The 12,498-nt window shown below is 58.0% G+C and carries 8 protein-coding genes; 3 read left to right on the plus strand and 5 right to left on the minus strand.

The window, feature by feature from the left end; translation table 11 throughout:
- The 4 genes from AC2FGE_RS11625 to mraZ are packed head-to-tail and all read right to left on the minus strand — an operon-like array spanning position 1 to position 3,614.
- A complete protein-coding gene (locus tag AC2FGE_RS11625; RefSeq protein ID WP_496819383.1) occupies positions 1–1,788 on the minus strand; it encodes a peptidoglycan D,D-transpeptidase FtsI family protein in 1,788 nt (595 codons plus the stop codon).
- Positions 1,785–2,153 carry a cell division protein FtsL gene (gene ftsL, locus AC2FGE_RS11630; RefSeq protein ID WP_496819384.1) on the minus strand — a complete coding sequence of 123 codons (369 nt, stop codon included), beginning with the start codon at positions 2,151–2,153 and terminating at the stop codon, positions 1,785–1,787. Before ftsL ends, AC2FGE_RS11625 begins: the two co-directional genes overlap by 4 nt.
- Positions 2,150–3,142 carry a 16S rRNA (cytosine(1402)-N(4))-methyltransferase RsmH gene (rsmH, locus tag AC2FGE_RS11635; RefSeq protein ID WP_496819558.1) on the minus strand — a complete coding sequence of 331 codons (993 nt, stop codon included), beginning with the start codon at positions 3,140–3,142 and terminating at the stop codon, positions 2,150–2,152. Before rsmH ends, ftsL begins: the two co-directional genes overlap by 4 nt.
- Before the next feature lie 4 nt (positions 3,143–3,146).
- Positions 3,147–3,614: a division/cell wall cluster transcriptional repressor MraZ gene (gene mraZ / locus AC2FGE_RS11640; protein WP_496819385.1), complete on the minus strand. Its 468-nt coding sequence runs from the start codon at positions 3,612–3,614 to the stop codon at positions 3,147–3,149.
- Between the two features lie 937 nt (positions 3,615–4,551).
- Here mraZ and AC2FGE_RS11645 point away from each other — a divergent pair.
- On the plus strand, positions 4,552–4,776 hold the full coding sequence (locus AC2FGE_RS11645; protein ID WP_496819386.1) for a DUF1127 domain-containing protein: 225 nt from the start codon (positions 4,552–4,554) through the stop codon (positions 4,774–4,776).
- A gap of 406 nt (positions 4,777–5,182) precedes the next feature.
- Here AC2FGE_RS11645 and AC2FGE_RS11650 read toward each other — a convergent pair whose 3' ends face one another.
- Positions 5,183–7,579: an ATP-dependent helicase gene (locus AC2FGE_RS11650; RefSeq protein WP_496819387.1), complete on the minus strand. Its 2,397-nt coding sequence runs from the start codon at positions 7,577–7,579 to the stop codon at positions 5,183–5,185.
- 176 nt (positions 7,580–7,755) lie between these two features.
- Here AC2FGE_RS11650 and AC2FGE_RS11655 point away from each other — a divergent pair, with 176 nt between their 5' ends.
- Both AC2FGE_RS11655 and AC2FGE_RS11660 read left to right on the plus strand, forming a co-directional pair.
- Positions 7,756–8,892: an alpha-hydroxy acid oxidase gene (locus tag AC2FGE_RS11655; RefSeq protein ID WP_496819388.1), complete on the plus strand. Its 1,137-nt coding sequence runs from the start codon at positions 7,756–7,758 to the stop codon at positions 8,890–8,892.
- Positions 8,893–9,038: 146 nt separating this feature from the next.
- The gene (locus AC2FGE_RS11660) at positions 9,039–12,476 is read left to right on the plus strand and encodes a pyruvate carboxylase (protein ID WP_496819389.1); all 3,438 of its coding nucleotides are present in this window, start codon (positions 9,039–9,041) and stop codon (positions 12,474–12,476) included.
- The last annotated feature ends 22 nt before the right edge of the window (positions 12,477–12,498 follow it).

Consider the following 12,498-nt stretch of genomic DNA (forward strand, 5'->3'; position numbering starts at 1 on the left):
CTAATTCGAGGTCAGGGTTATAGCAGCGCCCGCCTCAGGCTCAAGCCGGGGACGTAAGCCCAAAAGCGGCGCCAGACGTCCAATCAGTTCAGCCGCGACAGGAACAGCCGTCCAACCCGCCGTGCGACGCTTTTCGCCATAGGCCACAATCGAGGGTTCATCCAGCGTAACAATCAGCACGTATTTCGGATCGTACGCCGGAAAGATCGTGGCGAAGGTCGCGATAACCTTGTCATCATAGTAGCCGCCGCGCGGCTTTGGCTTGTCTGCCGTTCCGGTTTTACCCGCCACATCGTAGCCTTTGACATCACCAAAGCTAGCTGTGCCGTCGGTCACAACCTTGCGCAGCATCTGCTGCGCCTGCGACGCAGCGCTATCTGTCAGAACACGCGGGCCATATTGCGGGCCGTTTTTCTTCAGGATCGTCGGGCTGACATAGTGCCCACCATTGGCAATCGCCGCATATCCTGCCGCCAGATGCATCGGGCTGGTTGACAAGCCGTGGCCATAAGAAATTGTCACCGTACTCAGCTCACCCCATTTCTTGGGTTTGAGTGGCGCGCCGCCCGAGGCTTCGACAATCTCAAATGGCGTGACGTCGAACATGCCCAGTGTTGCCAGAAATTCCTGCTGTCGTTTGGCCCCAATCTGCAAGGCCAGCCGCCCTGTTCCCCGGTTCGAACTGTGGACGATCACATCGGCCACGCTGATCTTGCCGTAGTTCTTGCCGTTAAACTCACCAATCGGAAAACGACCGATCTTCATCGGGCCGGAGGTATCGATGATAGTCTCAGAATTCACCAACCCAAGCTGCACCGCCTGTGCTGCGGTGAATATCTTGAACACCGAACCCAGCTCGTACACGCCCTGCACATAGCGGTTGAACAACGGGCTATCGGAGGGATCAAAACCCGAAGTTGGCGGGCGCGGGCGATCATTGGGATCGAACGATGGCAGAGACGCAGCCGAGATCACCTCACCCGTATGGGCATTCATCAGAACCGCCGAGGCCCCTTTGGCATTCATAATCTTCATGCCGCCATACAAGACCTGCTCAACTGCGGCCTGAATGGTCAGGTCCAGCGAAAGTTGTAGCGGTTTGTTACCGTTGGCCGGGTCGCGCAGATAGTCATCAAACTTCTTTTCGACGCCAGCGACGCCGATCACTTCGGCGGCACTTACGCCCTCACGTCCAAAACCGGACCCTCCCAGAATATGCGCGGCCAGTTTGCCATTGGGGTACAGGCGCATTTCACGTGGGCCGAACAAGATGCCCGGATCGCCGATGTCATGCACGGCCTGTTTCTGCTCGGGCGAGATGCGTTTCTTGATCCACAGGAACTTGCGGTTGCCAGTGAAGTCCTTGACCAGACGTTCCTTTTCCAGATCAGGAAAGATCGCCACCAGTTGATCCGCCGCAGCAATCGGATCAATCATCAGCGGGGGTTGGGCATAGACCGAATAGGTATCCAGATTGGTCGCTAGAATACGGCCTTCACGATCAACAATGTTGGCCCGCTGCATCGCAATTGACGCACCAGGCGCGCTGGCCAAAGGTTCCTGTGCCTCGGACGTCGCCAGCATGCCCATGCGGGCACCAACAACCGAAAACGCGCAGAAAAAGAACAGGCCGAGCACCAGCAAGCGCCCCTCGGCGCGGGCGCGGGCGCGATCTTTCATCTGCTCGTGGCGTTGCCGGATATTCTCGCGCTCGATGACCTTGGGGTTTTCCCCTTTTGCGCGCGCCTCAAGAACACGGGCCAGAGGACGAAGTGGGGTACGTGTCATGGCAACTGAACCTCGCCCAGCGCCTGCAGATCCGTTATGGCCTGCAATTCAATCGGATCAACAATTGGCAGATCAGGATCCTCGGCATAGGCGATCTGATCCGCACGCCCGAACTGTTCAGCCCGCAAGGGCAGCAGGCCCAGACGTTCGAAGTTCAAATCGGCCAGTTCACGCAGACGATCCGGGCGGTTGAGATAAGCCCATTCGGCGTTTAGAACCGCCAGCCGCACTTGCACCGTTCCAATCTGACGCTGCAATGACTGGGTTTCTTTCAGAACCTGCTGGGTGCGGTAGTTCTCTTGATACGCCCAAAGCGCCAAACCAAATACGGACATGGCAGTCAACACATACAGAATACTCTTCATCTTGCCCTCTCCCCCAGCTGCGGCATGCCAATGGCACGCGCATCGATTTCCCCTGCCGGAGCTTCGGTTCGCACTGCGACACGCAGCTTGGCCGATCGCGCGCGTGGGTTTTCCTGCAATTCCTGGTCATCCGGCCCCACGGCCTTGCGAGTCTTCAGTGTAAATTGCGGCAGTTCCTGTTCGATTTCGGGCGCATAACGATTGGCCCGACCGATCTTGCCGGCGCGTGATTGCAAGAACCGCTTGACCATCCGATCCTCGATGGAATGAAAGGTCACAACGGCCAGTTGCCCGCCCGGCTTCAGTGCCCGCTCAGCCGCCATAAGCCCCTGAAACAGCTCTTCATATTCAGCGTTCACCGCGATCCGCAGCCCCTGAAAACTACGTGTCGCCGGATGCGATTGGCCCGGTTTCGGACGCGGCAGGCAAGATTCGATGATCTCAGTCAGACGCAGGGTCGTTGTGATCAGTGCCTCAGTCCGTGCCTTGATGATCGCCTTGGCGATACGCCGGCTGGCCCGTTCTTCGCCAAAATGGAACAGAATATCGGCCAGTTGAGCTTCGGTCGCGCCGTTCACCAGATCAGCGGCGCTTTCGCCCTCTTGGCTCATCCGCATATCCAGCGGCCCATCTTTCATGAACGAAAACCCGCGCTCGGCCTGATCCAATTGCATCGAAGACACGCCAAGGTCCAAAACGATTCCGTCCAGATCCTGCGCATATTCATCCAACCGCGAAAACACACCCGGCTGCATCACCAGCCGGTCGCCGTAGTCGCCCGCCCAGCCGGAGGCCATCTCAAACGCCAGCGGATCGCGATCCACGCCGATCACCTTGTCGGCGCCGGCCTCAAGCAAGCCCCGCGCATAACCGCCGGCACCAAACGTCCCGTCTAACCAAATGCCCGACACCGGCGACACCGCCCCCAGTAAAGGACGCAGCAGGACAGGAATATGTGGGTTCGTGGAAGAGGAGACAACGCCGGACATGCCGCTACGCGTCCCCAACGCCATCAAGGTAGACCATCGGGTCGAAATCATCCGGCAGATCGTCTATCCACTCTTCGGTCTTGGCCAGTTCCTCGACCTCATAGGTCTCGGGCTTCCAGATCTGGAAAGTATCACCGGCGGCAATAAAGAATGCCTCATTTTCAAGGTCGATCTTATTGCGCAGCTTGGCAGGCAGGACCAAACGCCCTGTCTCGTCTACAGTTGTCGGGAACGACTGACCATGGAACATACGCTGTAGCATCCGCCGCTCCATCGAGCCGCGCGGCAATGCATCGATCTTGTCGTCGACCTCATCAATCGCCTGCATCGTGTAGCATTCAAGATATTTGCGACGGTGGTCGCCATAGACAATCACAAGCTCTGGAGTGTCACCGGGCTGCCAGTTGGGATCAGACGCTTCAAGCACACGGCGAAACGAGGCTGGGATCGAGACCCTGCCCTTCGTGTCCACCTTATGGTGGCTTTCACCTCTAAACCTGCGCGCCAAGACGACTGTCCCTTCCGCTTGCGCCCCACCTCAAAATTCACGCCCCCGGATTAAAAACGGCGGGTTGATCTGCTGCCACTGATCAACCCGCCGCATTGACCCGCTGTGCGGGATGTCCAGCTGCGCGCGCCACCTGGGGGGATGTCTGCTCGCTCGCGCGCCGGATCTTCAGAGTGATGAAAGCGAAGCGCCTGTATGAAACCTGTTTGTTATTTGGTTTGGGGTCGTTTGGTGCCCCTGCTGCCTCGTCCTCATCGGATGCATATAGGGATGCCATGGGAATTCATGGAAATCAATAGGAAATTTGGGCCAGACGCAGGATCAGCGGCCGAATGACGACCCTCAAGCCTCTCCGTGGAAAACCCAAGGTACCCCTTGTAGTTGTTGCCGTCAAACAAGCCACTATATATATGAAAAGCTGGCCAACTCAATTGGCCCCATGATTTCCCATATATTCTCAGACTTTTTCAAAGAACCGGGCGTTTTCGTCGATTTTCTTGCTCGTAAAGTCGAATCACCTCTCAAAAAAATTCATAGATATCGCCAGAGTTCACCGCATCCCACGAATTCCCAGTAAGGTCACACGACGCCTCGAAAAGACCCCAACACCGTTCGATATTCGATCCGCGAACGCCTAAAATTTGTGATTTGCCGCTCAAACATTGCGCACTCAGATCGTGCATCAACTTTTTTCAATGTAACGATTTTGCAAATGATCTGCCCAGAACTCATGTTTTTAGGGGCAATCAAGGTGCAGAGCATCAAGTTTTTGATATCTATGCATTTGCTGCATAGCAGCATTGTTATCGCTACCTATTGTGCAATTGCAGCATTGGCTTATCTTCAGTCTCAAGCAAACGCTGGAAATGACCAGCACTGAGATATGAAAGCGAGTGAGCAAATGGCAGTCGCAACCAACACCTCCGCGCTAAAAGGCGCATACAGCAACGGTCTGAACGCATGGGTCGAAGCCGCCAAAACTCGCTTCACCCGCTACCGGATGTACCGCCAGACAGTCAATGAACTGTCCGGCCTGTCGGATCGGGAACTGGCCGATCTTGGCCTGCACCGATCGATGATCCGCCGTCTGGCCAAGCAAGCCGCCGATGAGCACACAGCGCGCTAAGCGCCCAGAACAACCGAGATCAGGCCCTTCCTCCTCCCTTTAGGGTCTGTAATCAGCGGCAGCATCTACCTCCTCCCTGATGCTGCCGCGCCTTATACCGGCCCAAATAGCCGGAAACTGATACATCGGGGCTCTCCTCCTCCCTGCTCTGATGTTGAAAGCGCGCGGTGACGTCTACCTCCTCCCTGACGTCGCCGCGTCTTCCTCATACCGGGTTCAAACCCGGGTGCTGATACATCAGGGCTCTCCTCCTCCCTGCTCTGATGTTGCAAAGAGCGGCGGTTCCCTCTCCTCCTCCCTGGGAATCGCCGTTTTTCTTTTGCAAACAGCAAAAAAGGGGCGCGAACGCCCCCACCTTCTTCTGTTCAAAAATACCTCGGAGCGCGAGGCAGAGCCTCGCAAAAGATCAAAACGGCACGTCGTCCTTGGTCGTCAGAAACCGAGAGACAACTTTCTTGGTCCCCGCCTTGTCGAATTCGACCTCAACCTTGTCACCCTCGATACCAACCACACCGCCATAGCCGAATTTCTGATGAAAGACGCGCTCACCCAAGGTGAAACTGGCCACTGCCGTTACATCGATCACCGTATTCCGGCTTTCCTTGGGTTGCGACATCCCATACTGCCCCTGCCGTGCCTGCATCCGCTTCCAGCCCGGCGAGTTGTACACATTCGCCTCGGCTGCGCGGGTTTCAATACCCGCCGAGACCTGCCCGCCGCCATACAACCCCGGAGGTGTCAGCACCTCAACATGATCCTCGGGCAATTCGTCAATGAATCGCGAAGGCATGGAGTTCTGCCACTGCCCAAACACCCGCCGATTGGCCGCAAAGGATATCGTGCAGACCTCTTCCGCACGGGTGATACCCACGTAAGCCAAGCGCCGTTCTTCTTCGAGTCCCTTAAGCCCGGATTCGTCCATCGACCGTTGTGAGGGGAACAGACCATCCTCCCACCCCGGCAGGAACACGGCTGGGAACTCCAATCCCTTTGCCGCGTGCAGGGTCATGATCGAGACCTTGGCGCCATCCGAATCCTGCTCATTGTCCATGACCAGGCTGACATGTTCCAAAAACCCTTGCAGGTTCTCGAAATTGTCCAGCTGGTTCACCAGTTCCTTGAGGTTTTCTAGCCGCCCCGGCGCTTCGGGTGTTTTGTCGTTCTGCCAGTGACCGGTATAGCCGGACTCGTCCAAGATGATCTGCGCCAGCTCGATATGCGTATGCTCGGGCGCGCCATAGCGGATCGGCGACACGCCATCGTCGATGACCGAGTCATCATCGACCTCAATCCGCGGGCCCCGTGTCATCGCATTCCAGCGCGCCAGACCGTCGATCAACTCGCGCAGCGCCGTGCCGCCCTTGCCTTTGATCAGGCCATTTTCGACCGCAAGCCGCGCGCCTTCGACCAGAGACACCCCGTTCTCACGCGCCGCCACCTGAATCGTCTGCTGTGCCTTGTCTCCCAAACCTCGCTTGGGTGTGTTCACGATCCGCTCAAACGCCAGGTCATCCTCGGGGCTGACCACCAGCCGGAAATAGGCCATGGCATCGCGAATCTCCATCCGCTCATAGAAGCGCGGGCCGCCGATCACCTTATAGGGTAGACCGATAGTCAGGAACCGATCCTCGAACGCCCGCATCTGATGCGAGGCGCGTACAAGTATCGCAATCTCATCAAGGTTCATCGGCCGCACGCCGCGCGTACCTCCCTGCGTCGCATCGATTTCCTCGCCGATCCAACGCGCCTCTTCCTCGCCATCCCAATGGCCGATCAGGCGAACCTTTTCTCCGTCTTCGCGATCAGTCCACAACTCCTTGCCCAACCGGCCTTCATTTCCCCGAATGACATTCGATGCGGCCGCCAGAATATGCGGGGTCGAGCGGTAGTTCTGCTCCAACCGCACCACAAACGCGCCGGGGAAATCCTTTTCGAACCGTAGGATGTTGCCCACTTCGGCCCCGCGCCATCCGTAGATCGACTGGTCATCATCGCCCACGCAGCAAATGTTCTTGTGCCCCCCAGCCAACAGACGCAGCCAGAGGTATTGGGCGACGTTGGTATCCTGATACTCATCCACAAGGATGTAGCGGAACCAGCGTTGATATTGTTCCAGCACCTCCGAATGGGTCTGGAAGATCGTGACCATGTGCAAAAGCAGGTCGCCGAAATCCACAGCGTTCAGCTCGCGCAATCGGGTCTGGTATTGAGCATAAAGCTCAATGCCCTTGTTATTATACGCCCCCGCATCCGCAGCGGGCACTTTGTCAGGTGTTAGCGCACGGTTCTTCCAGTCATCGATGATGCCGGCGAGCATACGCGCGGGCCAGCGCTTGTCGTCGATATTGGCCGCCTGCACCAACTGTTTGAGCAAACGCAACTGATCGTCACTATCCAGAATGGTGAAGTTCGATTTCAGATCGGCAAGCTCTGCGTGACGCCGCAAAAGCTTGACGCAGATCGCGTGGAAGGTGCCAAGCCACGGCATCCCCTCGGCGGGCCGACCCAGCATACGCCCAACACGCTCTTTCATCTCGCGCGCAGCCTTGTTGGTAAAGGTCACCGCCAGTATTTCGTTTTCGCGTACCCTGTGGGTTCTGAGCAAATGGGTGATCCGCGCCGTCAGAGCCTTGGTTTTGCCCGTTCCAGCCCCGGCCAACATCAAAACCGGCCCATCCAGATGCTCGACCGCTTCTCGCTGCGCGGGGTTGAGATCATTAAGATACTCTGCCGAGGCTGCAGGCATCGCCCGCGCCGAAAGCGATGCGCCTTCGAAGGCGTCCATTTCGTCGTAACTGCTCATCCCTCTAAACTACGCGGGTTGCTTGTCGAGGGGAAGAGTTTGTTCACGGCTTGTTCACTCATTTTTTGGGACCAAATACCCACAAATCACGAACGAACCTCACCCCACTGTAGGCGCAGACCAGGAAAACAACCTCAGATGCTTGCCGAATCGCAAAGCAGAACGGATCAATCCGCATGGACTTGCACAGCACTTATCCCGGCATCCCGGACCTGAAGCACCGCGCAAAGCGACGATTGCCTCAATTCGTCTGGGACTACGTAGAAAGCGGAACAGGGATTGAAACCGCCCTGCAGCGCAACCGGGATGCTCTGGACCGAATACAGCTTTATCCCGCAATCCTGCGAGGTGAGAGAGATTTTGACACCCGCACGCAGTTTTTGGGCCAGAACTACCCGATGCCGTTTGGTATTGCCCCGATCGGCATGTCCGGATTGGTCTGGCCGGATGCCGAAGGTCTGTTGGCCCGCGCCGCCGCCAAGGCCCGCCTGCCCTACACGCTCTCTACGGTCGCGGCACAAAGCCCCGAAGATCTGGCACCCAGTATTGGCGAAAATGCATGGTTCCAACTCTATCCGCCCAAAGACCCTGGGATACGCGCCGATTTGCTATCGCGCGCACGAAACGCGGGGTTTGCGACTCTGGTACTGACCGTTGATGTTCCAGTGGCCTCGCGGCGTGAGCGTCAGACACGCTCGGGCCTTACCCAACCCCCAAGGCTGACGCCACGACTGTTGGCACAGATCGCGATGCGACCCGCCTGGGCGTTAGGGATGTTGCGGCAGGGGTCGCCCAGAATGCGCACGCTGGACAAATATGTCGATAGCGGACAGAACCTGCCGCCAACCGCCCATGTGGGGTACCTGCTGCGCACTTCGCCAGACATGGACTATGTTAATTGGCTGCGCGATCACTGGGACGGGCCATTGATCATCAAAGGTGTGATGCGCGCCGAAGACGCCGAGCCTTTGGAGCGCGCGGGCGTTGATGCGCTGTGGGTGTCAAACCACGGCGGGCGCCAGTTCGATGCGGCCCCCGCCAGTATCGACGTCTTGCCAGAGCTGCGTTCGGCAACCAACCTGCCGCTGATCTTTGACAGTGGCATCGAAGGTGGCCTGGACATCCTGCGCGCGCTGGCCTGTGGGGCGGATTTTGTGATGCTGGGTCGTGCGTTTTTATACGGGATGGCAGCCTTGGGACCGCTAGGTCCGGCCCATGTGATCGAGATTCTGAAACAGGATATGCTGTCCAACATGGGACAGATGGGCGCCTTTTCTTTGGATCAGCTGACCCAAAGTAAATTAAAGAATTGATGCTGCATCGCAGCGACGTTAAGAAATGCGCATAAACAAAAGGCGTTTGCGAGCGTTAACATGCCGGTTCTACCCAGAAAGACTGATGTATCTGCGCGTAGTGTCCGGCTAAGAACACGCCCAAACCATCAACACCGGGACCCGCTATGACTGACTTCAAAAAGATCCTCATCGCCAACCGCGGCGAGATTGCCATTCGCGTGATGCGCGCCGCCAATGAGATGGGCAAACGCACAGTCGCCGTCTATGCAGAAGAGGATAAGTTGGGTCTGCATCGCTTTAAGGCGGATGAAGCCTATCGCATTGGCGAGGGAATGGGCCCGGTTGCCGCTTATCTGTCGATTGATGAGATCATTCGCGTCGCCAAGGAATGCGGTGCGGATGCGATCCACCCCGGTTATGGCTTGTTGTCGGAAAACCCCAGCTTTGTGGATGCCTGTGTGAAGAACGGAATCACGTTCATCGGACCCAAAGCGGAAACCATGCGCGCCTTGGGGGACAAGGCCAGCGCGCGACGGGTCGCCATCGAAGCAGGTGTGCCCGTGATCCCGGCAACCGAGGTTCTGGGCGATGACATGGATGCGATCCGGGCCGAGGCCAAGGAAATCGGCTATCCCCTGATGCTCAAGGCCTCCTGGGGTGGTGGCGGGCGCGGCATGCGCCCGATCGAATCCGAGGACGAGTTGGAGGAGAAGGTTCTGGAAGGTCGCCGCGAGGCAGAAGCCGCCTTTGGCAATGGCGAGGGGTATCTGGAAAAGATGATCACCCGCGCCCGCCATGTCGAGGTGCAGATTCTGGGCGACAAACATGGTGAGATCTATCACCTTTATGAACGCGACTGCTCGGTCCAGCGCCGCAACCAGAAAGTGGTTGAACGCGCCCCTGCCCCGTATCTGTCCGAAGACCAACGCGCCGAGATTTGTGAACTTGGCCGCAAAATCTGCGCCCATGTGAACTATGAATGCGCGGGCACTGTCGAATTCCTGATGGATATGGAAACCGGCAAGTTCTACTTCATCGAAGTGAACCCACGTGTGCAGGTTGAACATACCGTCACAGAAGAGGTCACCGGTATCGACATCGTTCAAGCTCAGATCCTGATCGCTGAAGGCAAGACCTTGGCCGAAGCCACCGGTGCAGCCAGCCAGGCCGACGTGCATCTGACCGGCCACGCGCTGCAAACCCGGATCACCACCGAAGACCCGCAGAACAACTTCATCCCCGATTATGGCCGCATCACCGCCTATCGCTCGGCCACCGGGATGGGCATTCGTCTGGATGGCGGCACAGCCTATGCGGGCGGGGTGATCACACGATACTATGACTCGCTGCTCACTAAAGTGACGGCGAAAGCTCCAACACCCCAGGCCGCAATTGCCCGGATGGATCGTGCACTGCGTGAATTCCGGATTCGCGGGGTCAGCACCAATATCGACTTTGTCATCAACCTGCTGAAACACCCGACCTTCCTGTCGAACGAATACACCACCAAGTTCATCGACACGACACCGGACCTGTTTGCCTTTAAACGCCGCCGCGACCGGGGCACCAAAGTGCTGACCTATATCGCGGATATCACCGTGAACGGGCATCCCGAGACCAAGGATCGCCCGGAACCGCGCTCCGATCTGAAAGAGGCCAAGGCGCCCGCGCTCAAGGCTGAGCCGCAGATGGGCACCCGCAATCTGTTGGAACAGAAAGGTCCACAGGCGGTTGCAGATTGGATGAAGGCCCAGCGACAATTGCTGATCACCGACACCACTATGCGCGACGGGCACCAGTCACTTCTGGCCACCCGGATGCGCTCGATTGACATGATCAAGGTTGCGCCCAGCTATGCGGCGAACCTGCCGCAGTTGTTCTCGGTCGAATGCTGGGGCGGCGCGACATTCGACGTCGCCTACCGTTTCTTGCAGGAATGCCCGTGGCAGCGCCTGCGGGACCTGCGCGAGGCGATGCCGAACCTGATGACCCAGATGCTGCTGCGCGGCGCAAACGGCGTGGGCTATACGAACTACCCTGACAACGTGGTGCAGGAATTCGTGCGTCAGGCGGCGACAGGAATTGACGTGTTCCGCGTCTTCGACTCGCTGAACTGGGTCGAGAACATGCGCGTGGCGATGGATGCGGTCGTCGAAAGCGGCAAAATTTGTGAAGGTACCGTCTGCTACACCGGCGATATTCTTGACCCGGATCGTGCCAAGTACGACCTGAAATACTATGTCGGCATGGCGAAAGAACTGCGCGACGCCGGCGCCCATATTCTGGGCCTGAAGGACATGGCGGGCCTGCTGAAACCGGCTGCGGCCAAGATCCTGATCCGCGCGCTGAAAGAAGAGGTCGGGCTGCCGATACACTTCCACACCCATGACACCGCCGGTATTGCCAGCGCGACCATTCTTGCCGCGTCCGAGGCGGGCGTGGATGCTGTTGACTGCGCGATGGATAGCTTCTCGGGCAACACCAGCCAGGCAACACTGGGTACGGTGGTCGAGGCGCTGCGCCATACCGACCGCGACACCGGGCTGGACATCAAGGCCATCCGTGAAATCAGCGATTACTTCGAGGCTGTGCGTGGCCAGTATGCGGCCTTCGAATCCAGCCTTCAGGCCCCGGCGTCCGAAGTTTACCTGCACGAGATGCCGGGCGGTCAGTTCACCAACCTCAAGGCACAGGCGCGCAGCCTGGGTCTGGAAGAGCGCTGGCACGAAGTGGCACAGATGTATGCCGACGTGAACCAGATGTTCGGTGACATCGTCAAGGTCACGCCGTCTTCCAAGGTCGTTGGCGACATGGCGTTGATGATGGTCAGCCAGAACTTGACCCGTGAACAGGTCGAGGATCCGAATACCGATGTGGCCTTCCCCGATTCGGTCGTGGATATGATGCGCGGCAATCTGGGTCAGCCTCCGGGCGGGTTCCCTGACACCATCATCCAGAAAGTGCTGAAGGACGAAGCGCCGAACACGCAGCGCCCCGGAAAGGACGTGCCTCCGGTTGATCTGGAAGCCACCCGCGCCGAGCTGTCCAAGCAACTGGAAGGCAAGGAGGTTGATGACGAGGACCTCAATGGCTACCTGATGTATCCTAAGGTGTTCCTCGACTATATGGGCCGTCACCGGACCTATGGCCCCGTTCGCACGCTGCCGACCCGCACCTTCTTTTATGGAATGGAACCCGGGGACGAGATCACCGCCGAGATCGACCCGGGCAAGACGCTGGAAATCCGCTGTCAGGCCATCGGGGAGACCGATGAAAAGGGCGAGGTCAAAGTCTTTTTTGAACTCAACGGGCAACCTCGGGTGATCCGGGTGCCGAACCGTATGGTCACCTCGTCCACGCAGGCGCGACCCAAAGCTGAGGCGGGCAACGCCAACCATATTGGCGCCCCGATGCCGGGCGTTGTGGCAACGGTAGCGGCCAGTGTCGGACAACAGGTCAAAGAAGGTGACCTGCTGCTGACCATCGAAGCCATGAAGATGGAAACCGGCATCCACGCCGAACGCGATGCACTGGTCAAAGCGGTTCATGTTCAGCCTGGCGGGCAGATTGACGCCAAGGACCTGCTGGTGGAACTGGAATAAGCTGTAAAATCAGCTAAGCTTT

This window comes from Ruegeria sp. YTSA075 (assembly GCF_059610245.1).

Bases quoted from the DNA above. Each gene is read 5' to 3' on its own strand.
- AC2FGE_RS11625 (WP_496819383.1), bottom strand. From the start codon at position 1,788: ATGACACGTACCCCACTTCGTCCTCTGGCCCGTGTTCTTGAGGCGCGC.
- ftsL (WP_496819384.1), bottom strand. From the start codon at position 2,153: ATGAAGAGTATTCTGTATGTGTTGACTGCCATGTCCGTATTTGGTTTG.
- rsmH (WP_496819558.1), bottom strand. From the start codon at position 3,142: ATGTCCGGCGTTGTCTCCTCTTCCACGAACCCACATATTCCTGTCCTG.
- AC2FGE_RS11645 (WP_496819386.1), top strand. From the start codon at position 4,552: ATGGCAGTCGCAACCAACACCTCCGCGCTAAAAGGCGCATACAGCAAC.
- AC2FGE_RS11650 (WP_496819387.1), bottom strand. From the start codon at position 7,579: ATGAGCAGTTACGACGAAATGGACGCCTTCGAAGGCGCATCGCTTTCG.
- AC2FGE_RS11655 (WP_496819388.1), top strand. From the start codon at position 7,756: ATGGACTTGCACAGCACTTATCCCGGCATCCCGGACCTGAAGCACCGC.
- AC2FGE_RS11660 (WP_496819389.1), top strand. From the start codon at position 9,039: ATGACTGACTTCAAAAAGATCCTCATCGCCAACCGCGGCGAGATTGCC.